The organism is Aeromonas sp. s4, from assembly GCF_040907855.1.
Taxonomy (GTDB): domain Bacteria; phylum Pseudomonadota; class Gammaproteobacteria; order Enterobacterales; family Aeromonadaceae; genus Aeromonas; species Aeromonas caviae.
This window is the reverse complement of record NZ_JBFOCP010000030.1, coordinates 132,309-156,183: the sequence shown is the minus strand read 5'-3', so window position 1 is coordinate 156,183 and position 23,875 is coordinate 132,309. Positions and strand designations below refer to the sequence as shown.

Here is a 23,875-nt window from a genome sequence, read left to right as displayed (position 1 = left end):
TTAAAAATGGGGGGCATCGGCCTGGACGAGGCCGGCCTGGTGCAACACATCGAGCAAGTCGGCCTTGTCCAGCAGTGGCGAGAGGATCTCTCCCTCTGGCAGGCCGGGCCCGTAGATCTGGTTGAAGGGGACGGCGGCCGCGCCGCGCTGGCGCAGGAAGGCGGAGATGGCATCGCTCGGCCGGCTCCAGTCGCCGCGCAGGGCCACCACGTCCGGGGCCGACAGGGCGCTCTGCACCTCGTCACGCAGCAGCACGTTGTACTTGTTGGCCTTGCAAGTGACGCACCAGTCGGCGGTGACGTCGACGAAGACCCGCTTGCGCTGGGCCAGCGCATCGTCGATGGCCTGTTCGGTGAGCGGCTGCCAGACCACCCGATCGACGCTGCCTGACCCCTGCGCCGTGAGGGCGCCCCCCAGCAGCAGGGCGCCGCCGATGAGTGCCGAGAGAGAGAGGGCCAGGGTGAAACCGCGCAGGCCATAGCGCCAGAGGATGCCCATCAGCAGCACCAGCACCATGGCGGCCATCAGCCAGCCGGTGGCCGTGCTGCCCAGATGGTTGCCAAGCAGGCTCGCCAGCCAGAGGCTGGAGCCTAGCATCATCAGCCCGAGCAGAATGCGCAGTCGCCCCATCCAGCGCCCCGGTTTGGGCAGCCAGAGGGCGAGGCGCGGCAGGGCCGCCACCAGCAGCCAGGGCAGGCTCATGCCAAGGCCGAGGGCCGTGAAGATGAGCCAGAGCTGGCCGAGGGGCGCCGCCAGTGCAAAGGCCACCGCGGTGCCGAGGAAGGGGGCCGAGCAGGGGGTCGCGAGCAGGGTGGCGAAACTCCCTTGCAGGAAGTGGCCACCGAGCCCCTTGCCGCCGCGGGTGGCGAGGCGAGTGTTGAGATCGCTGGGCAGCCTTATCTCGAACAGCCCCAGCAGGTTGGCGCAAAACAGCAGGGTCACCGCCACCATGAAGCCGATGAAACCGGCGCTCTGGAACTGGATCCCCCAGCCGACCGCCCCTTGTGTGGCGCGCAGCAGGCTGCTCATGGCCGCCAGCACCCAGAAGGAGGTGATTATCCCGGCGCTGGCGGCGAGGAACTGTTTGCGCACGCCTCCTTGTTCGCTCTCTTGCTGCTGCAACACGGTGCCGAGTTTCAGGGCCAGCACCGGCAGCACGCAGGGCATCAGGTTGAGGATGAGACCGCCGAGCAGCGCCGCCCCCAGCAGCCAGAGAAGTGGCTGCTCGGGGGCCGGCAGGGCGAGGGGATCGGCGATGGTGGCGCGGGTCTGCCAGGCCTGCTCGCCGCTGGTGAGCAGCAGGCCGAGGGATTGGCCGCGCAAGTCAGGGGCATCCCCCTGCCAGCCGTCGCTGACCGGCACACGGGCGATCAGGGTGGTGCCGCTTACCTCGAGCGCGGGCTTGCCGAACTCGGCCCCCTCCAGCGCATCGATGAAGAGCGCAGGCGTCTGCCACCCTTCGACCCGCTCGGCCCGCAGTTGCAGCTGGTTGTGCTGGTAGCCGAGCTCGACCCGGGTGTCGGCAGGCAGCGTCTGTGGCAGGGTGCTCATGGCCCGGGCCCAGGCGAAGTCAAAGCCAGCCGGCGCTTGCCCATCTGCCGCCAGGGTGAAGGGGTAGTCGGTCAGGATGCAGACGTTGCTGCAGGTGGAGAGGCGCAAGGTGCCCTTGAGCGGCTGCCCGGCCGGGTAGTCCAGGCTCAGGGGGAAGCGTACCTGCTCCTGATAGCCCTGGGTGCTGAGCCCGGCTACCTCGAAGGGGCGCGGCGTGGGCCAGTGCCACTGGAAGTCGCCGACCGGCTCATCCCACAGGATCTGGGGCGCAATGCCCCCTTCACCCGGGCTGTGCCAGTAGGTCTTCCAGCCGGACTCCAGCTGGACATCGAGCAGGATGCGGGTTTGATCCGGGACGCTGCGGTCGGCTTGCAGCCTGACCTTGGCGTGACTGTTCTGGGGGCGGGTGAGCCACCCCGTATCGCTGGCCAATCCGCTGGATTGCCACAGCAGGCTGCCCAGTAGCAGGGCCGCCTTGAAGAGATTCGACATGTGTTGGGTCTCGCAAAAAATGAGTGACAGCAGGCTGAAAAAGCGCGGCTGAACTCATTCCCGCCAGACGCAGAGGGTGAGGTGCAGTCGCCGCTCCGGCGGCGAGACATTGATGGGGGGAGGCAGTGCCGGCGCGCGCCGTGACAGGGGCACCAGCAGGGCAATCACGAAGGCGATGGCGAAGAAGAGTTGCTCCACGCACAGCAGACTGGCGGCGCTCAGCCACTTGCCGTTGAGCTGGCAGCTATAGGGCTGCACACTGGCGGGCGTGCTCTTGTCGGCCTGGTCGTCGGCCGAGGCGAACTGGGGCTGGGTCTGGCAACTCACGGCGTGATCGAGCAGGGCGAGGCGGGCCAGCGGCTGGGCCGCGCAATTGAGCACCAGCAGGCAGACCAGCAGCAGGAGTCGTGTCGCCGCGCGTTGTTGCAAAATCATGCTCGCCCCGTTCATCAAGATGGCCACATCCTAGCGGGCAATGGCGGGTGGGGCAAGCCGGGGTGGCCGGTGGCGTCCGGGCCTGGTCGGTTCTGTCTGGCGAACGCTTGTTCGCTAAAAGGGGGACCAGTATACTGCGCCGAGTCAAATTCCGAGGTGTTCGATGCTCAAACTTGCCCGTGTGCTGCTGCTGGCACTGCTGCTCGTCTTCTGGTTCCTGTTCGGCCTGTTGCTTTGTCTGGTGCGCCCGCGCCACCCGAACAACGTCTATGTCTTCGCCCGCATGTATCATGCTGTCTGCCCGCTGATCGGCCTCAAGGTCCGGGTGACGGTGGCCGACGAGGTCAAATCGGTGGGGCCGGCGGTCTATGTCTGCAATCACCAGAGCAACTACGACATCTTCACCGTGACCGGCGCCGTGCAGCCCGGCGTGGTGGCGGTGGGCAAGAAGAGCCTGCTGTGGCTCCCCTTCTTCGGCCTCATCTTCTGGCTCTCCGGCAACGTGCTGATCGACCGCTCCAACCGCTCCCGCGCCATCGGCACCATCGGCCAGGTGGTGGATCGCATCAAGCATCGCGGCACCTCCATCTGGATGTTCCCGGAGGGGACCCGCTCCCAGGGGCGTGGTCTGCTGCCGTTCAAGGCGGGGGCCTTCCACACTGCCGTCCAGGCCGAGGTGCCCGTGGTGCCCATCGTCTGCTCCAGCTACTTCGGTCAGGTCGATCTCAACCGCTGGGACAACGGCGAGGTGCTGCTGGAGGTGATGGCCCCGGTGTGCAGCAAGGAGCACGGCGCCGCCGGCATCCGCGAGCTCTCCGACACCTGCCGGGAGAAGATGGAAGCCAAGCTGGCGGAGCTGGATGGCAAGCTTGGCCATCGGCCGGCGGCCTGAGCCCGGTTGCAGAGAAGAGAGGGAGCCGCTGGCTCCCTTTTTTATTGGTGAAAATCACCATCTTGTTGGTTTTTTTCACCACGCCGTATCCAATAAACATCCATCGTTAACTTTCATCTAATTGTAAATAAAGGAAAAAATATTCTGGCACGGCTCTTGTAATGTCATGGGAAGAGAGTGACACCCCATCAACAAGGAGCCAGACCATGAGCGTATTCAGCCGCCTGACCGACGTGATCAATGCCAACCTGCACAGCCTGCTCGACAAGAGCGAAGAGCCGGAGAAGATGCTGCGGCTGATGATCGACGAGATGGAGCAGGTCCAGGTCGAGATGAGAACCCAGGCCGCCCGCGTCATCGCCGAACAGAAACAGTTGGAGCGCCATCAGCAGGCGCTGCGCAACCAGATCCAGGAGTGGGCAGCCAAGGCCGAACTCGCCATCCAGAAGGGCCGCGAAGATCTGGCCCGTGCCGCCCTCACCGAGAAGCTGGCGGAGATGAAGCAGTGCGAGCGGCTGGAAGAGGACAAGGCGCGGGTGGCCGAGGTGCTGGCCCAGCTCACCGCCGACAGCGAGCGACTGGCGGCCAAGCTGACCGAGGCGCGGGAGAAGCAGAAGATGCTGACCCTGCGCGAGCAGACCGCCCACAGCCGCATCCGCGCCCGTGCCCAGGTGGACAACCAGCGCATGCACGAGCTGGTGGCCCGCTTCGACGGCTTCCAGAACCGGGTCGATCAGCTGGAGGCCCAGCTGGAGGCGGCGACCCTGGGGCAGAATCCGTCCCTTGAGGCCCAGTTCCGCGAGCTGGAGCTGAACGACGAGATTGAGCGGGAACTGGCCCGGCTCAAGGGTCAGAAGGTGGAGGCATAACCATGACACCCTGGCCCAAGGATCTCGCCCATCGCAAGCTGACCGGGGTCTGCGCCGGTCTTGCCAGAGGGCTGGGGGTGTCCAGAGTGACGGTGCGGGTGGTGGCCCTGCTCGCCCTGATCCTGATGCCGCCGCTGGCCCTGGCGCTCTATCTGGTGGGGGTGCTCGTCATGCCTCCCCGCCGTGAACTTCAACGCTGGCTGGGGTGATCTCCGGATCGTCCCGTCGGCAAGTGCAAGCCCGTGAGGAGCACAACATGCTGGAATTTATCGTCTTGATCCTGGTGCTGATCGGCATGGCGCTGACCGGATTCACCGTGCTGGCCATGCTGCTGGTGAGCGGGGTCTTCGTGCTGTTTGGCGCCCTGGCCGGCATGTTTGCCCTCATCATCAAGCTGGCGCCCTGGTTGCTGGTGGTGCTGGTGGTGTGCTGGCTCCTCAGCAACAGGCGCAAGCAGTCGAACACCTACCGTTAAGCCTCCCTGATTTCGCATCCTTCCTTGGCCACTGCTTGCAGTGGCCCTTTTTATGGGGGCGACACAGGGTCGGTGTGCGGGGTGGCAAGCCAGGAAAGGCTCCAGCCGTGCCACAGCGTCGGCTCGTGCACCAGGCGCTCCTTGAATGCCTTGCTCTGCTGCTTGAGGCGGTACTCGAGGCGCAGCGCCTCGCGTTTGCCGGGGACCTCCTGCTGCCATACCAGGGAGAGGGGCACCTTGCCGCGCAGGGCTCTGGCCCCCTTGCCGCTCTGGTGCTGACGCAGTCGCCGCTCGGGATCCGTGCTGATCCCCGCATAGAGTGCCCCGGCGCCGGTGCGCACCAGATAGACAAACCAGCGGGAGGGAGTGGTGGTGGCGAGGGTCACGAGGTGCGCCACCTGGCCCGCTGGCGCCCAAGCCGGTGCAGGGGCAGCAGGCTCACCAGCAGGCCGGCCCAGACGAAGGCAAAGCCCACGGATTTCACCGGATCCGGGATCTCGCCAAACCAGAAGAGGGCGAGCAGGAAGGCGAGGCTCGGCTCTATGTATTGCAGCAGCCCCACCGTGCTCATGGGCGTGCGCGCCACCGCATAGCAGAACAGCCCCACCGGCAGCAGGGTGGCGGGGGCACTGCCCATCAGCAGCAGGCGATCGGTCCAGTCACCGGCCATAAACTGGCTGGTGCCCTGCAAGGTCAGCCAGCCGATGATGAGAAGGGCGACGGGCAACTGCACCAGGGACTCCAGATAGAGGCTGGTTCCGGCGTCCAGTCTCACCTTCTTCTTGATGAGGCCGTAGAGGGCGAAGTTGGCCCCCATCACGAGGGAGAACCAGGGCAGCTGGCCGTAGGAAAAGAGCATGTAGGCGAGCCCCGCCAGGGCGAGCGCCACCGCCAGGTGTTTTTGCGGGGTGAGCTTCTCTTTGAGGAAGAGCACCGCAAAGGCGATGTTGAACAGCGGGGTCATGAAGAAGGCGAGGCTGGTGGCCAGCACCTGGCCCGTGGTCAGGCACCAGGTGAACATGCACCAGCTGATGGACATCACGGGGCCTGCCAGCAGCACGAGGCCGAGCTGCCGGGGATCGCCGCGCAGGGCCCCCCAGGGCACCCGCTGGCCGAGGAGCAGAAGCAGGCCTCCCAGCAGCACCACGGACCAGAGCACCCGGTGGGAAAGCAGTTCCCACATGTTGATCTCGGGCATGAACTGGTAATAGAGGGGCAGCATGCCCCACAGCACGAATGAGAGGGCCGCGCTGCCGGTGCCCATCCAGTTCTTCATCTCTCTCCGTTTATTAAACTAAACAATGGCGGCTGCATGATAAGTATCCACCGCCCCTTTCACAAGCGGGAGCGGGGAGAAAACTCTGGTACTATCGGGCCCATGAACCGACTCGATCCCCTGTTTGAACAGATCCGGGCCTGCCGCCTGTGCGAGGCCCACCTGCCGCTCGGCCCAAGGCCGGTGATCCGCGGCAATGAGCGCGCCCGTCTGCTCATCATCGGCCAGGCCCCCGGCACCCGGGTACACGCCAGCGGCATCCCCTGGGACGATCCCTCCGGCGATCGGCTGCGCTTGTGGCTCGGGGTGGACAAGGCCACCTTTTACGATGAATCCCGCATCGCCATCATGCCCATGGGGCTCTGTTACCCCGGCAGGGGCAAGTCGGGGGATCTGCCGCCGCGCCCGGAATGTGCCCCCACCTGGCACGACAAGGTACTGATGCTGCTGCCCAACATCGAGCTGACCCTGCTCATCGGCCAGTATGCGCAGGCTTACTACCTGAGGGCGGCGGCGAAAGGATCGCTCACCGAGACGGTGCGACACTGGGCGGACTATGGCCCGGCCTGGTTGCCGCTGCCGCACCCGTCCCCGCGCAACACCCTCTGGCTCAGGAAGAACCCCTGGTTCGAGCAGGCGGTGATCCCCCATCTGCAGCAGAGGGTCGCCCCCCTGCTTGACCCGGCAGGCTAGAGTGCCGGCTCGGCCTGGGGCTTGGGCTTGCTGTGGGCCATGGCGACCAGCGGCAGTATGATGCACAGGCACCCCAGCAGCAGCGGCAGCCCCGGCTGTTCGTCAAACAGCCAGACCCCGATGGCGACCGCCATCAGCAGCCCGGTGTACTCCGCCGAGGCGATCTTGCTCGCCTCCGCCTTGCGATAGGCCATCACGCACAGCCCCGCGTAGACCATGATGAGCGCCGAGGAGCCGAAGGCGGGCCACCACATCTGCCATTGCCACTCGCCCCCTTCCCACCAGGCCAGCGCCAGGATGAAGGGCATGCTCAGCACATTGGTGAAAAACAGGGTCTGGGCGATGGGCTGCTGGAGCGGGATGCGCTTGATCAGCAGGTTGTTGACCGCCAGGGAGAGCGCCACCCCGAGCGCCGCCAGGGCGGCCCAGTTTACCTCGGTCGGGCGCAGCACGATGAGCACCCCGACGAAGCCGAGCAGCGCCGTCAGCACCTTCTGGCGCGAGAGTGCCTCCCCCGCCAGCCAGACCGCGAGCGGCACCATCAGCAGCGGGGCGGCATAGAAGAGGGCGTTGGCGGTGGCGAGCGGCAGCCGGGTGAGGGCGACCACCATCAGGCAGACGCCGACGGCCCAGATATGGGCTCGCAGCAGGTGCCACTTGAGGGCTACCGGCGGGTTGCGCCGCCAGGACCAGAGCAGCCAGGGGGCGAGCAGCAGGGCCGCGGAGAGCTGGCGGAAAAAGACAAACTGGAAAATGGGCTGGTCCGGCTCCAGCACCTTGACCAGGGCATCGGAGAAGACCGCCACCATGTTGCCGAGCACCAGATAGAGGATGCCTATCCCGACTGCATTCATACCACCTCCAGATTCAGATGAGGGGAGGGTAGCCCGCGGCCTGTTATCCAGTAAAATGATAAAAAATCATCACGCATGAGAAATTTGGATAATGAAGCTGCCCCCCCTGCGCGCCGTTCAATATTTCGAGGTGGTTGCCCGCCTGCTGAGTTTTTCCCGCGCCGCCCTGGAGCTCAATGTCAGCCAGAGTGCGGTCAGTCACCAGATCCGTCTGCTGGAGGATTTTCTGGGGGAGCGGCTGCTGCTGCGCCAGGGGCGGCTGCTCTCCCTGACGCCCCAGGGGGAGATCTATTTCGAGGGGATCGCCGCCGGGCTGGTCCAGATTGCCCAGAGCAGCGAGCAGTTGCGCGGTGGAGGCGAGATGCGGGTGCGGCTCGCGGTCTACAGCTCCTTTGCGGTGAAGTGGCTGATCCCGCGCCTGGCCGGGCTGCGCCAGCTCTATCCCGAGCTGGATCTCAGCCTGGAGATGGTGGCGGAAGATCCCGAGCTCTCCGACAGGGTGGCGGACGGTTTCATCACCGTCTCCCCCGAAGGGCCGGGCTACATGCACGATCTGCTCTATCGGGAGCGGCTGATGCCGGTGTGCAGTCGCCGGATGTGGCAGCAGGTGGAAGGGGAGTGGCCCGCCACCCTGTGGCAGCTGCCGCTGCTCTCCATCCAGGCTATCTACCGCGAGAAGGGGGAAGATTGGCGGCGCTGGGCCGAAATGGGGGGGCTGACCATTCCCCCCGAGGCGAGGGTGCACCATTTCAGCCATATCCTGCTCGCGCTGGAGGCGGCGAACTGGGACCAGGGAATGGCGCTCATCAACGACTACATGTTGCAGCCGGAGGATCCGCGTCTGGTGCGGCTGCCCCTGCACGCCCTCGAGACCGGCGACAACTTCTATTTCGTCTTCAAGCGCTCGCGCGCCCATGAACCCGCCATCAGCCGGTTGCGTCAGTGGCTGTGGCAGGAGTCGCAGGCGAGCCTGAGACCCGGGGAAAACGAGCCTCTCAGGCGCGTCTGAACGTGCTGGGGGCCCTATGCAGAATGGACGGCGCAGCCCACGACGCAGGAGTCTGATTCGGGAGGCCTGATGGCACTGGCGAGACCAGGGCCATCAGGAGCGGGTCAGGTGCGCTTGAACTGGCTCAGTACAAAGAGGGAGGTGGCGCAGACTACGACCGAGGGACCGGCCGGGGTGTCCTGATACCAGGAGAGGGCAAGGCCCCCCAGCACGGCGAGACAGCCTGTCAGGGCGGCAAAGCCGGCCATCTGCTCCGGAGTCTGGCTGAAGCGCCGGGCGGTGGCGGCGGGAATGATCAGCAAGGAGGTGATGATGAGCGCCCCGACGAACTTCATGGCCACGGCGATGACCAGGCCTATCAGCAGCATCAGCACGCAGCGCAGCACATCCACCCGCACCCCTTCCACCCGGGCCAGCTCTTCCGAGATGGTCATGGAGAGCAGGGGATCCCAGAGTCGCCACAGGGTGAGCAGCACCAGGGCGCCGCCGCCGTAGATCCAGAGCAGGTCCATGGGCTGCACCGAGAGCAGGTCGCCAAACAGGTAGGCCATCAGGTCCACCCGCACGTTGTCCATGAAGCTCAGGGTGACCAGACCCAGCGACAGGGCGCTGTGGGCCAGAATGCCGAGCAGGGTGTCGGTGGCCACCTGCTGGTTGCGGCTCATGATGACCAGCAGCATCGCCATGGCGAGGCAGCAGACCACGACCGCCAGGGTGAGGTCCACCTGCAGCAGGATGCCGAGGGCGATGCCGAAGAGGCAGGCATGGGAGAGGGTGTCGCCAAAATAGGCCATCTTGCGCCACACCACGAAGCTGCCAAGCGGCCCGGCCAGCAGGGCGATGCCGAGTCCGGCCGCGAGGGCGTATAACAGAAAGCTGTCCACGTGAAGATCCTAGTTGTTGCGAGAGGGCAGGCGGATGACGGGAGCCTGCGGTTCATGATGATGGTGTTCGCCATCGCAGTGGTGATGGTGGGTATAGACCGCCAGCACCTCCCGCTCCGGCCGCCCGAACAGGCGGGCAAATTCCGGGTGGCGGGCCACGCTCTGTGGCTCGCCGTGGCAGCAGACGTGGCGATTGAGGCAGATCACCTCGTGAGTGCTGGCCATCACCAGGTGCAGATCGTGGGAGACCATCAGCACGGCGCAGTGGAACTCGGCGGCCAGCTGGCTGATGAGGGCATAGAGCTCGATCTGGCCCGTGATATCTACCCCTTGCACCGGTTCGTCCAGCACCAGCAGCTCGGGTTTGACCAGCAGGGCGCGGGCCAGCAGTACCCGCTGCATCTCGCCACCGGAGAGCTTTTGCATCCGGTTGTCCAGCAGATCCTGGGCACCGACCCGATTGAGCGCCTCCTCGATGGAGAGGCGGCTGTTCTTGCCAAGTTGCAGGAAGCGGCGCACCGTCAGGGGGAGGGTGGGGTCCAGATAGAGGCGCTGGGGTACATAGCCGATCCGCAGATCGCGGCGGCGAACGATGTCCCCCGAATCTGGGCTGAGCAAGCCCAGCACCAGCTTGCTCAGGGTGCTCTTGCCCGCCCCGTTGGGGCCGACCAGGGTGGTGATTTTGCCTTTGTTCAGGGTAAAGGAGACCTTGTCGAGCACGAGTCGTCCGTCAAATGAGAGACAGACCTCTTTCAGCTCCACCAGTTGGGTCATGACAGCTCCGGGGTTTACAGCCTGTGAGAGTTATAATATAACAACGACGTTGGTTTGTTATATTATCACACACACACACCCTGACGAGACCTCTATGCGAATTCTTGCTCTGATCACTGCCCTGATGGCGGTGAGTCTGCCTGTCCGTGCCCTCGAGGTGCTGACCACCATCAAACCACTGGGCTTCATCGCGGCGGCGATCACCGATGGTGTGAGCGAGCCCGGGGTGCTGCTGCCCACCGGCGCGTCGCCCCACGATTTTTCCCTGCGCCCTTCCGACATGCGCAACATCAAGGAGGCCGATCTGGTGGTGTGGGTCGGTCCCGAGCTGGAAGGCTTCATGGCCAAACCCCTGGCCCAGCATCCTCATGTATTGACCCTGACCCAGGTTCCCGGCATGCCGCTGTACAACTATGCGACCCAGGGGGAACATGACGATCATCACCATGATGACAAGGATCATGACCATGCCGCCCACGACCACGGCTCGCACGACGAGGGCCATGAAGGGCACCACCACGAAGGGGTGGATCCCCACATCTGGCTGGGTCCAACCCAGGCCAAGGTGATTGCCAAGGCGATCGCGACCGAACTGGTCAAGCTGGATCCTGCCAACCAGGCGCGCTATGCCGCCAATCTCGCGGCCTTCGAGGGCAAGGTTGACGCCCTGGACAAGGTGATCGCCGTGCAGATGAAGGCGGTGGATCAGAAGGGCTACTTCGTGTTCCACGAAGCCTATGGATACTGGGAGCGCCACTACGGCATGAGTTCCAAGGGACACTTCACCGTGAGCCCGGAGCGTCGCCCGGGAGCCAAGACGCTGATTGACATCCGCAAGGCGCTGGAAGAGAAAAAGGCGAGCTGCATCTACGCCGAGCCGCAGTTCTCCCCGGCGGTGATCGAGTCGGTTGCCCGCAATACCGGGGCCAAGGTGCTGCTGCTGGACGAAGTCGGCGAGCAGGTGCCGCTCGGTCCGGACGGTTATCCGCAATTCATGCAGCAGTTGGCGGATGCCTTCGCCCAGTGCCGCTAGGCCTTGCCCGACATTGACGATAGAGGCGGCGCGGCCAACTATACTGACCTCCAGCATCTGATATGGAGTGTCAGTCATGAAATGGTTGCTCGTCTCTGCCTGCACGCTGACCCTGCTGGGATCCGGCATACAGGCATCCGGTCTTTCCGAACACATCGCCAGCCCGGAACTCAGGGCAAAAATGCAGGCGGTCTATGGCGCCAGAGCGATCCAGCGGTCCGAGGCCTTCTCTCGTCTGCTGACGCCAAGGGCCGGAACGACGGACCAGCAGAAGCTGGAGCTGGTGAACAACTACTTCAACAACCTGACCTACAGCGAGGATCCCAGACTGTGGGGGGATGATGATTATTGGGCCAATCCGCTGGAGTTCATCGGGGCGAGAGGCGGGGATTGCGAGGACTACAGCATCGCCAAGTACTACACCCTGATGGAGCTGGGGGTCGACGAGAAGAAGCTGCGGCTGGCCTATGTGAAGGCAATTCGTTACAACCAGTTCCACATGGTGACGTTGTACTTCCCGACCATCAAGTCAGATCCCCTGGTGCTGGACAACATCAATGGCCGCATCCTGCCGGGGAGCAAGCGCAATGATCTGCAGCCGGTTTACAGTTTCGATGCCAAAAGCATCTGGATCATGAAATCCCGCCGCGAGGGAACCCTGGCGGGGAGCGCCGATCGCCTGGCCCAGTGGACCTCGATGCAGAGCCGCTTCTCCAGCGAGCATTTGCGCTCCCCCCGTCGCCAGCTATAACTTGCCCGCCGCCTTCAACTCCTCGAAATATTTTCCCGCGCCCGGATGCTGTTCGACACTCAGCACCGGGCCTATTTTGTTGCGCGCCTTGTGAAACAGGTTCGCATAGCCATAGGTCTGTTCGTTGAAACTGGTTTGCTGGCTCAGCATGGCCCGGGTCAGCCGATAGACCTCGTCATCGGGAGTGGCGGCATTGGTCACCAGGGTGGCGGCGATGGCGAAGGTGGGGGTTGCCTTGAGGTTGCCCGGGTAGATGCGTGCCGGCACCTGGCTGCGCTGGTAATACCTGACCCCTTTGAGCAGCTGGTCCCTTACGGGCCCCTCGATCGCCAGGAAGCGCACGGCGCAGCGCTTGGCGGTGTCCAGCACGATACGGTTGGGATGACCCATGACAAGGCCATAGGCATCGATCTGTTTATTGCACAACGCTTCGGAGAGATTGGCGACGCTCTTCAAATCGAGATCCTGCTCCTTTGCGCCCAGAACATTGAACAGGGCCAATGCCGTTTGACGAGTCCCTGAACTCTTCAGGCCCATGTCGATGGGGGCCAGCTTGAGCTGCTCCAGGGTGGTGATATCCCCATCGGCTCGCACCACTATGGTGAAAGGTTCGGCGTGGGTGGCAAAGAGCGCCCTCAGCTCGGGTTGTGGCTGGGCAGCGAAAGGCCCGGTGCCCTGGCTGGCCTGATAGAGCCAGTCGGACTGGACGAGCGCATAGGGTACCTCTCCCGTTTTCAGCTGGCGGAGATTTTCGATGGACCCGGAGCTGGCCTGTAGTTTGCAGGGCATCGTGGGGTCACTTTTTTTGGCCAGTCTGCAGAACTCCTTGATGACCTGGTAATAGATGCCTTGCTCCCCCCCTGTGCCTATGGTCATGGTGGTCGCGTGCAGGGTCGGTTGCCACAGCAGGGCGAGCAGCAGCGGGATCCTCATGATGCATTCTCCTGAGTGGCATAACCATCGATGCCCCAACTGCGCAGCATGTCCACATCGCTCACGTCGCCGGCTTCCGCCAGCAAGGTGTAGCCGGAAGCATGGAGGCATTGGGAGAGCAGGTTCCAATAAAGGGGGGACTGGGTGAGCTGGCAACTGATGAAGACGGGTCTGATGGGGTCGAGCCTGGCCAGATTGTCGTTGTTCATCGGGATGTTGCTGAATGCCAGCTCAATCCCCTGGGACTGGAGTGCGGTCAGTCGTTCCTCGGCCAGGGGGGGGAAGATCGCCAGATCCCAGCGCCAGTCCAGCGTCTTGCCACGAGCGCTGGTCAGCACGGGGGCAAACTGCGCCCAGTCTGGGTGGCCGAGCAGGCTGAGAGGCAGCTGGAGCCCTTCCGCCTTCTGAGTCAGCCAGTCGTTGAGCAGCCCCCGAATTTCATCCGGCGAACTGTCCGTGGTGGGGGGGTGCTTGGGTAGCAGGCGGCTGTAGAGCCTGATACTCCCCTGAGTGGAGAAGAAATGCTGCTGATAGGTGTTGCCATCGGTGTCGACCAGCCCAACGAGCTTCTGGTGGGTCGGGAGAGCGTCGTGCTTGCCAAGCTGGGTGATCTTGAGCCGCTGTTGCAGCAGGTCCCGCTTGCGTTCAGAGACCAGCTGGTTGATGGAGACAACGACTTCCTGCAATTCGCGAAGCCACGGGGTTGGCAGGTTGCCGCTGAACTGGCGTTTGCGGATCCGGGCCAGTTGCAGACTGATCTGTTCGAGGGGGCGCAGCAGGCGGCGGCACACCCAGGTGATCACCAGGCTGAACACCAGCAGGCCGGCGAGCAGCGCAAGTCCGGTACGACTGATGGCGTTCCACAGATGCTGGTAGGCGTAACCCTTGTGTCCCTCGAGCGTGAGGGTACCGAGAATGCGCCAGCCGTCGGTCAACTCCTGCTCAATCTTGACCGGTGGCATGTCGATAACTGAGGGGAGCCAGCCTGGAACATTTTGCTGTGCGGTGTGGAACACCTTCTGGAACAGCACCTGGCCATCCGGATCCAGCAGAACGACGGAGTTGACGAAGCCTCCGTCGAACATGGCGTTCACTATGGTCTCGGCAAGGACCTTGTCATCGTTGAGCAGAGTGCCCTGCAGCACCAGCCCCAGTGCGGTGATGGCGGTTTCAAGGTTGGCCGACATCTGGTCGAGAATAGACTGTCGTACCGTCGTGATCTCCAGCACGAGCAGCAGCGCGGCGCCGATGGTGAAGAGGATTAGGATGATTACATTTAACAATTTTGCCAATGACATACCCACTCCATGGAGATGTTTTTGCAACATTTTCTGGGCCGGAGAGCACCACAACCGGACTTGGTTCTTAAAAATAGAAAAAAATGGCTGAAAATGACGATCATTTCTGCCCATGCTGGAAGGTTATGCATAAAATGTGAGTTTCGTGCATGGAGCTATGAACTTTTTGTAAGTATTTAGGTCTAAAAGCCAGATATTCGGTTTTTCATAATAAAAACTCATAAAAACAGACCCACAACCACCACCCTTAGATCTAATAACAGGATAGCGGATGAAACGTCTCCGTCCCTTGGTAGCCCAGGCTGCCAATTGGGAACCCCCGGTTCCCCGCAAGCATTTCTATGCCATGCTATTGCTCACGGCCATGACGCTGTCAGCGGTAGCCGTATTGCCAGCTCCCGGTGACATCCTGGAGCGGCCACTGCGTCTGGAGTTGCCGATCGCCACCACGGGCACCGCAACCAACGAAGACAACACCGACTTCAACGACATTCCGGATCACGAGCTGGTCGAGTCAGCCGCTCCCGAAGACGACATCCCGGCGGATGTCACGCCTCAATGGCAAGATTACCGGGTTCGCAATGGCGAGAACCTGACCACCATCTTCAACAACCTGGGGCTGTCCACCACCACCCTCTACAAGGTGCTGGATGCGGATGCCAAGAACAACCTGGCGCGTCTTAAACCCGGTCAGACCATCGAGTTGCTGATCGATCAGGACAACATTCTGCAGCAGTTGAAGATCCGCCTGAACATCAAGCAGACCCTGGTGCTGGAGCGTACCGACGACACCTATAGCGCCAACATGCTCAATGAAGAGGTAGAGTGGCAGCAGAAGAGCTATGACGGTGTCATCAACGGCAGCTTCTACGTCAGCGCCCGCAATGCCGGTATCCCGGCCAACCATATCCAGAAGATTGCCAACCTGTTCCAGTGGCGCCTCAACTTCGCCAAGGATTTGAAAAAAGGTGACAAGTTCAAGGTGCTGGTCCGTCAGGAGACGGTCGACGGTAAGAGTACGGGCAATACCCTGTTGCTGGGGGTCGAGGTGTTCAGCCAGGGCAAGGCCGTGTCAGCCTGGTTGTCGGAAGATGGCAACTATTATGACGGTCAGGCAAACAGCCTGGAGCGCGGCTTCCGCCGTTATCCGACTCACAGCCGTTACCGGGTCAGCTCCAGTTTCAACCCGAATCGCCGTCATCCCATTACCGGGCAGGTCCGGCCCCATGAGGGGACCGACTTTGCCTTGCCGGTAGGCACGCCCATCATGGCGACCGGTGATGGTGTGGTCCTCAAGGCAACCAGCCACCCGCTGGCAGGCACCTATGTTGTGATCAAGCACGGCCGTACCCTGATGACCCGTTATCTGCACCTGAGCAAGCTGCTGGTGAAACCCGGGCAGAAGGTGAAGATGGGTGACAAGATTGCCCTCTCCGGCAACACGGGCCGCTCCACCGGTGCTCATTTGCACTACGAGGTGCGCATCAACAACCGCCCGGTGGATCCCATGAAGATCAAGCTGCCGATGGCGGAGCCGCTCTCCGGCAAGGACAAGCGTCAGTTCCTCGCCAAGGTGAAGAGCTACCGCAAAGAGATGGAGGCGGGCTGAACGGCTCCCTCCTGACGAAAAAGGCCCCGCCAACTGGCGGGGCCTTTTCATTGCAGAACGGCTTCAATAACCCTTGTCAAAGTCGATCCTGCCGTCCAGCTGCTGACCATCGATGAAGCGGATGTAGTTGCGGATGAAGATCTGGGCCACATCTTCCGGGAAGCTGTAGGCGCTGTTGTGGGGCGTCACGATGAGATTGGGCTGGTGCCAGAGCGGGCTGTCAGCGGGCAGGGGTTCCTGCTCGAACACATCGAGCACCGCCATGGCGGGCTTGCCGGCTTGCAGTGCCGCCAGCAGATCCCCCTCATGGACGGCATTGCCTCTACCGACGTTGAAGAAGATGGCGCCCGGTTTGCAGTGGCCGAAGCGTTCGGCGGTGAAGAGATGGCGTGTCTCGCGGGTGGCGGGCAGCACGCTGACGATGACATCGGCCTGGGCCAGCATTTTGTTGAGTGCCGGCAACTGGTACACCTGATCGAACCCGGCACGTTCACGGCCACTGTGGCTGATGCCGAGCACCCTCATGCCAAAATGTTTGCCGGTGTGGGCTATATGCTGCCCTATGCTACCGGTGCCGAGCAGCAGCAGCGTCTTTCCCTTCAAGCCCTGATAGGGATGGCTCTGCCAGACGCCCTGTTGCTGCTGCTCGCGATAGAGTGGCAACTGGCGGGTCAGGCTGAGCAGATGGCCGAACACATACTCGCTCATCAAGGGGCCGAAGATGCCGCGGACATTGGTGAGCAGGTAGTCGCGGCGGCAACTGGCGTCCAGCAGCACATCGACCCCGGCATAAGTCGACTGGAGCCAGCTGAGCTTGCCGGCCTTGGCCAGCAGCGGCTTGGCCCGGGCAGGCTCGGCCATCAGGATATGAGCGTCACCGATAAGCTGTTCGGCCTCGGCCTGATTGTCGGCCCGAAGAATGTGCAGATGGGGAAGATGGGCCGCCTTGAGCAGGCGTTCATAGTGGCTGTTGTCCTGACTCAGCAGCAGCAGGGTACGTTGGCTCATACTCTTGTTCCTTATCGTGTTTATGGCAAGGCGAGAGGGATGCTGTCTCCATCTTACCCCAGTTGATCGGGCAAGATAGTCGAGCAGGGCGCTTTTTCATTTTTAGACGGGGCCCTCGTGGGCTACAATCTGCCCCACATTTTGCAAAGGATCCGACTCCAGTGTTTGGTGACAAGTTTTATAAGCGACTGGCCGAGCTGCAGCCCTGGCAGCAAACCGTCTATACCCTGGCGCTGGCAGAGCGCATGTACCCCAACTATGTGCTCTTTACCCAGGCCTCCGGTTTCGGGGATGCGAGGGCATTCCGTCACGCGCTGGATCAGATGTGGAACTACCTGACGGTCAAGGGATCCCGCGTCAATCTTGGTGCCATTCTGGAAGCGTTTGAAGTCTACATTCCCGATCCCCGCAAGTTTGAATCCTACGGCGCCTATCCGGCACTGGACGCCTGCGTGGCGCTGGGTTGTGCCTACAACTCGGTGATCTGCCGGGTGGGGGAAGAGGCCAACGACGCCAGCCATGCGTCTGTCGGCACGGTCGCCGGCTTCATCGAGATGCTGGAAGAGCGGGATCTCAGCGATGAGGAGCTCTATGAGCACGAGTACATGGAGGCCGAGCTGGAGTTCCAGGTCGAACTGCTCAAACGGGTGGCCCATGAACGGGACAGCGATCGCATCCTTGCCATTCGCGCCTTCGCGGCCCAGGACGGCGTCTCCAACATCGGCATCAGCCTGGAGGCGTAATGCCATCGCGTTCTACCCATAAAAAAAGCTCCCGGTCGGGAGCTTTTTTTATGGGTGCGGTTCAGGCCCGCTCTTCGGTCAGGGGGCTGACACTCAGCACGGGGGCAGCATCGATACCGTCGGCATTCATCATGGCGGAGATGCGTTGCAGGGAAGAGAGCAACAACCCCTGCTCCCAGTTCTCCAGCGCCTGAAAGCGTTGAATGAAACTCTCCTGCAAGGGGGTCGGAGCCTGGGCAAGCAGGGCGCGTCCCGCGTCAGTGAGCGTCGCATGCACCTTGCGTTTGTCGGTTTCGCTGCGAATGCGCTGCACCAGCTGGCGGCTCTCCAGCCGGTCCATGATGGTGGTGGCGGTGGCCTGGCTCATGTTGGTGTGATCCGCCAACTGGCGCATGGAGATCTGGCCAAGCTCGTCGATACCCTTGAGCAGCAGGAGCTGGGGCGAGGTCAGGCCGGCTTCCTTGATCAAGCGCTTGGAGTGCATGTCGATGGCACGGATGATCTGGCGCAGGGCGATCAGCACTTCATCATGTTTTTCCATGGGGTCTGGGTCATCGCAGGGCTGTGGAGAGGCGCGAAATTCTCCGCCTAATCCATAACAAGGTCAATATGGTTTTTGATGTAATGATTTCAGCTCTAATGAATATTGTGTTAGGTTATCGGACAATTGCCCCATTCCAACCCGATATTTGAGGAGTGAAATCATGCATGACGACCTGGATATCAAGTCCCTGGTTGCCGATCTGCGCGTGGTCAGAGTTCGCTATGAACTGCCGGATACCGCGGCATTTGTGCGTTATCAACCTGCTTATGACGAGGACCCCAACAACCTCAAGGTACACCACTACGATGGCGAGCTGCCGCTCTCTTGCAGCAATACAGGTTCTTTCAGTCTAAAGGAGTTGGTCAATGAGCTGCGCTATGCCTATGTGCTGGTTCACCTCTTCCCCGACGAGAGTGCCATGAACTTTTATCTGGCGGGTCTGGACAATGGGCTGGCACAGCTGGAGTTCATCGGTGGCTCCTATGACTTCAACCGCCTCTGGATCACCAGCGGTGTCTCCAATCTGGGGGTGCCCATGGCTATCTTCCTCGGCAAACGCCACGCAGTGAACGGCCAGCCGTCGGTGACCCTGGTGGATCACCGTGAGCAGGTGGCTGGTCGTCTGGCCTATCGCGCCATCGGTGGTGCCGGCGATCACGTGGGTGAAGACTTTTTCAACAACGACTAAGGAGGCCCGATGCGAGCAACCAAAGGGCTTTTGAAAGGCCTCAATCCCACCATGGCCATGACGGCCCTCACCGTCGTGACCCTCTTCCTGCTGTTCGGCGTCTTTGATCCGGATACCGCAGGCACCTGGTTTACCGGGGCCAAGGACACCATCATTGCTGGCTTCAAGTGGTATTACATCCTGGTGGTCGCCCTGTTCCTGTTCTTCGCCGTCTACCTGATGTTCAGCCGCTTTGGCAGCATCCGGCTGGGCGACGACGACCAGGTACCGGAGTTTGGCTACTTTGCCTGGTTCTCCATGCTGTTCAGCGCAGGCATGGGCATAGGCCTGGTGTTCTGGAGCATCGCCGAGCCCATGTATCACCTGCAGGGCAACCCCTTCATCACCGAAGGCATGACGCCGGAAGCGGCCCAGATCGCCATGCGCCTCACCTTCTTCCACTGGGGTCTGCACCCTTGGGCCATCTATGTGATCGTCGGCCTGTCGCTGGCCTTCTTCAGCTACCGGCGCAAGTTGCCGCTGGCCATCCGCTCCGTGCTCTATCCCATTCTTGGCGATCGCATCTACGGCTTCTGGGGCCATGCCGCCGACGTGCTGGCGGTGTTCGGTACCGTGTTCGGGGTGGCGACCTCCCTTGGGCTGGGCGTCTCCCAGATGAACACCGGCCTCAATCAGATGTTCGGCATGGGCGTGTCACAAGCGAACCAGCTCTGGCTCATCGGTGGCATCAGCCTGATTGCCACCCTGTCGGCCATCTCCGGCGTCGGGCGCGGGGTGAAGATCCTCTCCGAACTCAATATCTGGTTGAGCGTGTTCGTGCTGGGCCTCTTCCTGGTGCTGGGGCCGACCACCTACATACTCAACGCCTATGTGCAGAACATCGGTGATTACCTGCAGAACATCGTCAAGCTGAGCTTCTGGACCAATACCGAAGCCAACGGCACCTCGGCCTGGCAGTCCAGCTGGACCGCGTTCTACTGGGGCTGGTGGATTGCGTGGGCCCCCTTTGTCGGCATGTTCATCGCGCGCATCTCCAAGGGCCGCACGATCCGTGAATTCGTGCTCGGTGTTCTGCTGGTGCCCTCCCTGCTCGGCATGCTCTGGCTCACCGTGTTCGGCGGGACTGCCATGAACCTGGAGCTGTTCGGTGGAGGCGGCGTAGTGGAAGCGGTCAATCAGGATGTCACCATGGCGCTCTACAAGACGGTGGAACTGCTGCACTGGGAGACCTTCGGCTGGATTGCCAAGGGGGTGCTGACCCTGCTTATCTGCACCTACTTCATCACCTCCAGCGATTCGGGCACGCTCGTGATTACGACGCTGCTCTCCATCGGCGATCAGGATCCCCCGGTGCTGCACCGCGCCATCTGGGGGCTGGGGCAGGGGCTGGTCGCGGCCATTCTGCTGGTCTCCGGCGGGCTTGCCGCCCTGCAGGCCGCCAGCATCATCGCCGCGCTGCCCTTCTCGGTCATCATGCTGGCCATGTGCTACTCCCTGATGCAGGGCCTCAAACAGGAGAGCCAGCACCAGTTCGAATACAGGCAGAAGCTCAAGCGCCATCCGGGGTCGGTCAATCTGAGCCTGATGGATCGCATCGGTCCGGGCTGATGACAGGTTCGGTCAAACAAAAGGGGAACCTCGCGGTTCCCCTTTTTCATGCCTGTTCGGCAGTCGGTAGCTACAGCATCTGCTTGAGTCGATAGAGCAGGTCAAGGGCCTGTCGCGGGGTCAGCTCGTCCGGGCGTACTGCTGCCAGCTCCTCCACCACAGGATGGGGTTGCGGGGCGAGAGTGACCGGAGCCGGACGGCTTTCGCCGGCGGCCACCGGAGTGGCACTCTCCAGCTCATGCAGTTTGTGGCGGGCCTGGTGGATCACCGATTTCGGCACCCCGGCCAGTGCGGCAACCTGCAGGCCGTAGGAGCGGCTGGCCGCGCCTTCCTGTACTGCGTGCATGAAGGCGATGGTGTCGCCGTGCTCCACCGCATCCAGGTGGACGTTGGCCAGCCCGCTCATCAGCTCGGGCAGGCGGGTCAGCTCGAAGTAGTGGGTGGCGAACAGGGTGTAGGCGCCAATCTTGCTTGCCAGCTGCTCGGCGCAGGCCCAGGCCAGGGAGAGGCCGTCGTAGGTGCTGGTGCCGCGGCCAATTTCGTCCATCAGCACCAGACTGCGGGCGGTGGCGTTGTTGAGGATATTGGCAGTCTCGGTCATCTCCACCATAAAGGTGGAGCGGCCGGAGGCGAGATCATCCGACGCCCCGATGCGGGTGAAGATGCGGTCGATGGGGCCGATGCGGGCGCTGTCGGCGGGCACGAATGCGCCGATATGGGCCAGCAGCACGATGAGCGCGGTCTGGCGCATGTAGGTCGATTTACCGCCCATGTTGGGGCCGGTGATGATCAGCATCCGCCGCTCCCGCTCCAGCCGTATCGGGTTGGCGATAAAGGGGTCGGTCATCACCTGCTCCACCACCGGATGGCGGCCCGCTTCGATCAGGATCTGATCCTCATCGATAAGCGTCGGGCAGCGGTAGTCGAGGGTCTCTGCCCGCTCGGCCAGGTTGGCCAGCACGTCCAGCTCCGCCAGTGCGGCAGCAGACTCTTGCAGATCACCGAGGTGCGGCAGCAGGGCGTCGAGCAGCTCTTCGTAGAGACGTTTTTCCAGCGCCAGCGCCTGGGCCTGGGCGGTGAGCACCTTGTCCTCGTACTTCTTCAGCTCATCGATGATGTAGCGCTCGTTGTTTTTCAGCGTCTGGCGGCGGATGTAGTGGGCCGGCACCAGGTGGCTGTTGGCGCGGCTCACCTCAATGTAGAAGCCGTGCACCTTGTTGTAGCCCACCTTGAGAGTGTTGATGCCGGTGAGCGCCTTCTCCCGCTCCTCGATGCGGGCCAGGCTGGCGGTGGCGCCATTGGCGAGATCCCGCAGCTCGTCCAGCTCCTGATTGAACCCTTCACGGATGACGCCGCCATCGCGGATGAGCACCGGCGGCACCTCCATCACGGCACGCTCCAGCAGGTCGAACAGCTCGGGGAAGGTGCTCGCCCGCTCGCGCAGCTGCTGCACCGCCTCGTGCTCGCTTTCCGCCAGCAGACGCTGCAACTCGGGCAGCTGAGCAAAAGCCTGCCGCAGCCGGGTCAGATCGCGCGGGCGGGCACTGCGCAGGGCGAGGCGCGCCAGCACCCGCTCCACATCGCCGACCTGGCGCAGAAGGCTCCCCAGCTCGTCATAGAGGTTCTGCTCGATGAGCTCCTTGATGGTGCTCTGGCGACCTTTGAGGATCACCCGATCGCGGATCGGCTGGTGGATCCAGCGCTTGAGCAGCCGGCTGCCCATCGGCGTGGCGGTGCAATCGAGCACGGCGGAGAGGGTATTGTCGTGACCGCCGGCCAGATTCTGGGTCAGCTCCAGATTGCGGCGGGTGGCGGCATCCATGATGACCGCATGATCGGGCTGCTCCAGGCGCACGCTGCGAATGTGGGGCAGGGCGGTGCGCTGGGTGTCTTTCACGTACTGCATCAGGCAGCCGGCGGCGCACAGGGCGGTCTCGCTCTGCTCGACCCCAAAGCCCACCAGATCCTGGGTGCCGAACTGCTGGCACAAGAGCTTGCGGGCGGTGCCGAGCTCGAACTCCCACTCCGGGCGGCGGCGCAGACCGCGGCGACCCTCGACATGGTGCAGGAAGGCGAACGATTCGGGGTAGAGCAGCTCCGCCGGATTGGTGCGTTGCAGCTCCGCCAGCAGGGTCTCTTCTTTCTCGAACTGGTTGATGAAGAAGCGTCCGGAGCCGATGTCCATGGTGCCGTAACCGAAGCGGCGGCCATCGTGGTAGACGGCGGCGATCAGGTTGTCCTGCCGCTCGCTGAGCAGCGCCTCGTCGGAGACGGTACCCGGGGTGATGATGCGAATGACCTTGCGTTCCACCGGCCCCTTGCTGGTGGCGGGATCCCCCACCTGCTCGCAGATGGCGGCCGATTCGCCGAGCTGTACCAGCTTGGCGAGATACCCCTCGATGGCGTGATAGGGCACCCCGGCCATCGGGATGGGACTGCCGGCCGACTGGCCGCGCTTGGTCAGGGAGATGTCGAGCAGCTGGGAGGCCTTGCGGGCGTCGTCGTAGAAGAGCTCGTAGAAGTCACCCATGCGATAGAACAGCAGGATCTCCGGGTTTTCGGCCTTGAGAGTCAGATACTGCTGCATCATGGGGGTGTGGGCGCTCAAGTTGGCGCCTGGCGCTTGGTATTGTGCTGTCATGTGCTATTCCAGAAGGTGCTCTTGCGGGCAAACGTCTGCCGTCATGGGTCTGAATCTGGGGGCCATTCTACATGCTCGAGGCAAGATGGTGAGGAGGAATCTCCGTCTTGGGGGCAAAGCCGGCATCCCGTCGCGGATCTGTGCATCCGGATGATGCTGACCAGAGTGGCCTGGGATGGAGCCTGGCCAAGAAGAGGCACGGGGGAGGAGAAATAGCATCCCCGCACGGATGCGGGGATGGGAGAGCGGGGAGAGTGTCGCCCTCAGTACATGGCTTCGTCGCCGCTCAGCATCTCGTGCAGCTTGGCTTTCTGCTCGGGCGTCAGCACCCGGCTCACCTCGAAGAGGTAGTGGGCGCGATGGTAGCGGGCCTCGGCCTGTACGTCGCTGATGGTCTGCAACTGCTTCCTCGCCGCCACTTCATCCCATTTGCCGGACTTGATCATGTTGACGATGACGTCCTGGCCGATGGCATCGAGCTTGATTGAGCCCAGCTCCCTGGTGGCCTGCTCGCGCAGCCCCTTGATCTGCTCCACCTGGGCGCTGGAGAGGTTCAGCTCCTGGGCCAGGGTGGTCTCGCTCTGCAGCTCGGCGGTGCTCTCGGTGGCAAAGGCATGGGTGGCGATACACATTGCGAGGGCTGTCATGGCGACGTTGAACGGATGCATCATCCGGCTTTCTCCTTGGTCTGATGGGATGGAAACCGCATGCATGGCGGTGTTGGAACATGATAACGAGCAGCCATGTACTGGAGCTTAAGCGGCGACAACTTGCTGACGCAGTGGCCCCGGGGTCGGTTGCCCGAGGAGCGGGGC

At 62.7% G+C, this 23,875-nt stretch carries 25 protein-coding genes; 12 read left to right on the top strand and 13 right to left on the bottom strand.

Annotation, left to right across the window (positions count from 1 at the left end; translation table 11 throughout):
• The gene (locus tag AB5Y89_RS09460) at nt 1–2,043 is read right to left on the bottom strand and encodes a protein-disulfide reductase DsbD family protein (RefSeq protein ID WP_368223610.1); all 2,043 of its coding nucleotides are present in this window, start codon (nt 2,041–2,043) and stop codon (nt 1–3) included.
• A gap of 54 nt (nt 2,044–2,097) precedes the next feature.
• Nucleotides 2,098–2,478: a hypothetical protein gene (locus AB5Y89_RS09455; protein WP_368223608.1), complete on the bottom strand. Its 381-nt coding sequence runs from the start codon at nt 2,476–2,478 to the stop codon at nt 2,098–2,100.
• A gap of 163 nt (nt 2,479–2,641) precedes the next feature.
• On the opposite strand from AB5Y89_RS09455, the gene AB5Y89_RS09450 reads away from it, so the two are divergent.
• From AB5Y89_RS09450 to pspG, 4 genes are all read left to right on the top strand, one after another.
• The gene (locus AB5Y89_RS09450) at nt 2,642–3,370 is read left to right on the top strand and encodes a 1-acylglycerol-3-phosphate O-acyltransferase (protein WP_039039739.1); all 729 of its coding nucleotides are present in this window, start codon (nt 2,642–2,644) and stop codon (nt 3,368–3,370) included.
• A 206-nt stretch (nt 3,371–3,576) separates the two neighbouring features.
• Entirely contained in the window at nt 3,577–4,239 is a 663-nt protein-coding gene (gene pspA, locus AB5Y89_RS09445; RefSeq protein ID WP_201926693.1) for a phage shock protein PspA, read from the top strand.
• 2 nt (nt 4,240–4,241) lie between these two features.
• Complete coding sequence (locus AB5Y89_RS09440; RefSeq protein ID WP_010672796.1) at nt 4,242–4,448, top strand: PspC domain-containing protein; 207 nt, start codon at nt 4,242–4,244, stop codon at nt 4,446–4,448.
• A 47-nt stretch (nt 4,449–4,495) separates the two neighbouring features.
• Entirely contained in the window at nt 4,496–4,714 is a 219-nt protein-coding gene (gene pspG, locus AB5Y89_RS09435; RefSeq protein ID WP_010672797.1) for an envelope stress response protein PspG, read from the top strand.
• Nucleotides 4,715–4,764: 50 nt separating this feature from the next.
• Here pspG and AB5Y89_RS09430 read toward each other — a convergent pair whose 3' ends face one another.
• Together AB5Y89_RS09430 and rarD are read right to left on the bottom strand one after the other, a co-directional pair.
• Nucleotides 4,765–5,100 (bottom strand): GIY-YIG nuclease family protein, encoded by a 336-nt coding sequence (locus AB5Y89_RS09430; protein ID WP_368223606.1) that lies wholly within the window; start codon nt 5,098–5,100, stop codon nt 4,765–4,767.
• Nucleotides 5,097–5,990 (bottom strand): EamA family transporter RarD, encoded by an 894-nt coding sequence (gene rarD, locus AB5Y89_RS09425; protein WP_113069038.1) that lies wholly within the window; start codon nt 5,988–5,990, stop codon nt 5,097–5,099. Before rarD ends, AB5Y89_RS09430 begins: the two co-directional genes overlap by 4 nt.
• Before the next feature lie 102 nt (nt 5,991–6,092).
• Here rarD and AB5Y89_RS09420 point away from each other — a divergent pair, with 102 nt between their 5' ends.
• Nucleotides 6,093–6,683, top strand: coding sequence for a uracil-DNA glycosylase family protein (locus tag AB5Y89_RS09420; protein ID WP_010672800.1), 591 nt, complete (start codon nt 6,093–6,095; stop codon nt 6,681–6,683).
• On the opposite strand, the gene AB5Y89_RS09415 is transcribed toward AB5Y89_RS09420, so the two are convergent.
• Nucleotides 6,680–7,537, bottom strand: a complete 858-nt coding sequence (locus AB5Y89_RS09415) for a DMT family transporter (RefSeq protein ID WP_336566573.1) — start codon at nt 7,535–7,537, stop codon at nt 6,680–6,682. The genes AB5Y89_RS09420 and AB5Y89_RS09415 overlap by 4 nt on opposite strands.
• Nucleotides 7,538–7,628: 91 nt before the next feature.
• Here AB5Y89_RS09415 and AB5Y89_RS09410 point away from each other — a divergent pair, with 91 nt between their 5' ends.
• Nucleotides 7,629–8,546, top strand: a complete 918-nt coding sequence (locus tag AB5Y89_RS09410) for a LysR substrate-binding domain-containing protein (RefSeq protein WP_042014956.1) — start codon at nt 7,629–7,631, stop codon at nt 8,544–8,546.
• Between the two features lie 104 nt (nt 8,547–8,650).
• Here AB5Y89_RS09410 and znuB read toward each other — a convergent pair whose 3' ends face one another.
• Together znuB and znuC are read right to left on the bottom strand one after the other, a co-directional pair.
• On the bottom strand, nt 8,651–9,430 hold the full coding sequence (znuB, locus tag AB5Y89_RS09405) for a zinc ABC transporter permease subunit ZnuB (RefSeq protein ID WP_257709721.1): 780 nt from the start codon (nt 9,428–9,430) through the stop codon (nt 8,651–8,653).
• Between the two features lie 9 nt (nt 9,431–9,439).
• The gene (gene znuC / locus AB5Y89_RS09400) at nt 9,440–10,204 is read right to left on the bottom strand and encodes a zinc ABC transporter ATP-binding protein ZnuC (protein WP_202044571.1); all 765 of its coding nucleotides are present in this window, start codon (nt 10,202–10,204) and stop codon (nt 9,440–9,442) included.
• Nucleotides 10,205–10,298: 94 nt separating this feature from the next.
• On the opposite strand from znuC, the gene znuA reads away from it, so the two are divergent.
• Nucleotides 10,299–11,237 carry a zinc ABC transporter substrate-binding protein ZnuA gene (gene znuA / locus AB5Y89_RS09395; RefSeq protein WP_368223604.1) on the top strand — a complete coding sequence of 313 codons (939 nt, stop codon included), beginning with the start codon at nt 10,299–10,301 and terminating at the stop codon, nt 11,235–11,237.
• Between the two features lie 76 nt (nt 11,238–11,313).
• Nucleotides 11,314–11,988 carry a transglutaminase-like cysteine peptidase gene (locus tag AB5Y89_RS09390; protein ID WP_041212317.1) on the top strand — a complete coding sequence of 225 codons (675 nt, stop codon included), beginning with the start codon at nt 11,314–11,316 and terminating at the stop codon, nt 11,986–11,988.
• Here the strand turns inward: AB5Y89_RS09390 and AB5Y89_RS09385 are convergent.
• Both AB5Y89_RS09385 and AB5Y89_RS09380 read right to left on the bottom strand, forming a co-directional pair.
• Entirely contained in the window at nt 11,983–12,924 is a 942-nt protein-coding gene (locus AB5Y89_RS09385) for a TAXI family TRAP transporter solute-binding subunit (protein ID WP_103261192.1), read from the bottom strand. The genes AB5Y89_RS09390 and AB5Y89_RS09385 overlap by 6 nt on opposite strands.
• On the bottom strand, nt 12,918–14,219 hold the full coding sequence (locus AB5Y89_RS09380) for a LapD/MoxY N-terminal periplasmic domain-containing protein (RefSeq protein WP_043152912.1): 1,302 nt from the start codon (nt 14,217–14,219) through the stop codon (nt 12,918–12,920). Before AB5Y89_RS09380 ends, AB5Y89_RS09385 begins: the two co-directional genes overlap by 7 nt.
• A gap of 271 nt (nt 14,220–14,490) precedes the next feature.
• Between AB5Y89_RS09380 and mepM the strand changes: the two genes are divergently transcribed.
• Complete coding sequence (gene mepM / locus AB5Y89_RS09375) at nt 14,491–15,828, top strand: murein DD-endopeptidase MepM (protein ID WP_201890489.1); 1,338 nt, start codon at nt 14,491–14,493, stop codon at nt 15,826–15,828.
• A 63-nt stretch (nt 15,829–15,891) separates the two neighbouring features.
• On the opposite strand, the gene AB5Y89_RS09370 is transcribed toward mepM, so the two are convergent.
• Nucleotides 15,892–16,836: a D-2-hydroxyacid dehydrogenase gene (locus AB5Y89_RS09370; protein WP_043152907.1), complete on the bottom strand. Its 945-nt coding sequence runs from the start codon at nt 16,834–16,836 to the stop codon at nt 15,892–15,894.
• 161 nt (nt 16,837–16,997) lie between these two features.
• Between AB5Y89_RS09370 and AB5Y89_RS09365 the strand changes: the two genes are divergently transcribed.
• Nucleotides 16,998–17,579, top strand: a complete 582-nt coding sequence (locus tag AB5Y89_RS09365) for a YjaG family protein (protein ID WP_042864483.1) — start codon at nt 16,998–17,000, stop codon at nt 17,577–17,579.
• A gap of 61 nt (nt 17,580–17,640) precedes the next feature.
• On the opposite strand, the gene AB5Y89_RS09360 is transcribed toward AB5Y89_RS09365, so the two are convergent.
• A complete protein-coding gene (locus AB5Y89_RS09360) occupies nt 17,641–18,120 on the bottom strand; it encodes a MarR family winged helix-turn-helix transcriptional regulator (protein WP_010672813.1) in 480 nt (159 codons plus the stop codon).
• A 163-nt stretch (nt 18,121–18,283) separates the two neighbouring features.
• Here AB5Y89_RS09360 and AB5Y89_RS09355 point away from each other — a divergent pair, with 163 nt between their 5' ends.
• Both AB5Y89_RS09355 and AB5Y89_RS09350 read left to right on the top strand, forming a co-directional pair.
• Nucleotides 18,284–18,811: a hypothetical protein gene (locus tag AB5Y89_RS09355; RefSeq protein ID WP_010672814.1), complete on the top strand. Its 528-nt coding sequence runs from the start codon at nt 18,284–18,286 to the stop codon at nt 18,809–18,811.
• 9 nt (nt 18,812–18,820) lie between these two features.
• A complete protein-coding gene (locus AB5Y89_RS09350; protein ID WP_010672815.1) occupies nt 18,821–20,419 on the top strand; it encodes a BCCT family transporter in 1,599 nt (532 codons plus the stop codon).
• A 70-nt stretch (nt 20,420–20,489) separates the two neighbouring features.
• Here the strand turns inward: AB5Y89_RS09350 and mutS are convergent, their stop codons facing one another.
• Both mutS and AB5Y89_RS09340 read right to left on the bottom strand, forming a co-directional pair.
• Nucleotides 20,490–23,060, bottom strand: a complete 2,571-nt coding sequence (gene mutS / locus AB5Y89_RS09345; RefSeq protein WP_039040927.1) for a DNA mismatch repair protein MutS — start codon at nt 23,058–23,060, stop codon at nt 20,490–20,492.
• 263 nt (nt 23,061–23,323) lie between these two features.
• Entirely contained in the window at nt 23,324–23,731 is a 408-nt protein-coding gene (locus tag AB5Y89_RS09340) for a Spy/CpxP family protein refolding chaperone (RefSeq protein WP_268453217.1), read from the bottom strand.
• Between the last annotated feature and the right edge of the window lie 144 nt (nt 23,732–23,875).

Excerpts from the sequence above, each read along its gene's own strand:
- AB5Y89_RS09420 (WP_010672800.1), top strand. The coding sequence starts at position 6,093 with ATGAACCGACTCGATCCCCTGTTTGAACAGATCCGGGCCTGCCGCCTG.
- AB5Y89_RS09360 (WP_010672813.1), bottom strand. The coding sequence starts at position 18,120 with ATGGAAAAACATGATGAAGTGCTGATCGCCCTGCGCCAGATCATCCGT.
- znuA (WP_368223604.1), top strand. The coding sequence starts at position 10,299 with ATGCGAATTCTTGCTCTGATCACTGCCCTGATGGCGGTGAGTCTGCCT.
- AB5Y89_RS09380 (WP_043152912.1), bottom strand. The coding sequence starts at position 14,219 with ATGTCATTGGCAAAATTGTTAAATGTAATCATCCTAATCCTCTTCACC.
- mutS (WP_039040927.1), bottom strand. The coding sequence starts at position 23,060 with ATGACAGCACAATACCAAGCGCCAGGCGCCAACTTGAGCGCCCACACC.
- AB5Y89_RS09455 (WP_368223608.1), bottom strand. The coding sequence starts at position 2,478 with ATGATTTTGCAACAACGCGCGGCGACACGACTCCTGCTGCTGGTCTGC.
- znuC (WP_202044571.1), bottom strand. The coding sequence starts at position 10,204 with ATGACCCAACTGGTGGAGCTGAAAGAGGTCTGTCTCTCATTTGACGGA.
- AB5Y89_RS09370 (WP_043152907.1), bottom strand. The coding sequence starts at position 16,836 with ATGAGCCAACGTACCCTGCTGCTGCTGAGTCAGGACAACAGCCACTAT.
- AB5Y89_RS09355 (WP_010672814.1), top strand. The coding sequence starts at position 18,284 with ATGCATGACGACCTGGATATCAAGTCCCTGGTTGCCGATCTGCGCGTG.
- rarD (WP_113069038.1), bottom strand. The coding sequence starts at position 5,990 with ATGAAGAACTGGATGGGCACCGGCAGCGCGGCCCTCTCATTCGTGCTG.
- AB5Y89_RS09410 (WP_042014956.1), top strand. The coding sequence starts at position 7,629 with ATGAAGCTGCCCCCCCTGCGCGCCGTTCAATATTTCGAGGTGGTTGCC.
- AB5Y89_RS09350 (WP_010672815.1), top strand. The coding sequence starts at position 18,821 with ATGCGAGCAACCAAAGGGCTTTTGAAAGGCCTCAATCCCACCATGGCC.
- AB5Y89_RS09450 (WP_039039739.1), top strand. The coding sequence starts at position 2,642 with ATGCTCAAACTTGCCCGTGTGCTGCTGCTGGCACTGCTGCTCGTCTTC.
- AB5Y89_RS09390 (WP_041212317.1), top strand. The coding sequence starts at position 11,314 with ATGAAATGGTTGCTCGTCTCTGCCTGCACGCTGACCCTGCTGGGATCC.
- pspA (WP_201926693.1), top strand. The coding sequence starts at position 3,577 with ATGAGCGTATTCAGCCGCCTGACCGACGTGATCAATGCCAACCTGCAC.
- pspG (WP_010672797.1), top strand. The coding sequence starts at position 4,496 with ATGCTGGAATTTATCGTCTTGATCCTGGTGCTGATCGGCATGGCGCTG.
- AB5Y89_RS09415 (WP_336566573.1), bottom strand. The coding sequence starts at position 7,537 with ATGAATGCAGTCGGGATAGGCATCCTCTATCTGGTGCTCGGCAACATG.
- AB5Y89_RS09440 (WP_010672796.1), top strand. The coding sequence starts at position 4,242 with ATGACACCCTGGCCCAAGGATCTCGCCCATCGCAAGCTGACCGGGGTC.
- mepM (WP_201890489.1), top strand. The coding sequence starts at position 14,491 with ATGAAACGTCTCCGTCCCTTGGTAGCCCAGGCTGCCAATTGGGAACCC.
- AB5Y89_RS09460 (WP_368223610.1), bottom strand. The coding sequence starts at position 2,043 with ATGTCGAATCTCTTCAAGGCGGCCCTGCTACTGGGCAGCCTGCTGTGG.
- AB5Y89_RS09340 (WP_268453217.1), bottom strand. The coding sequence starts at position 23,731 with ATGATGCATCCGTTCAACGTCGCCATGACAGCCCTCGCAATGTGTATC.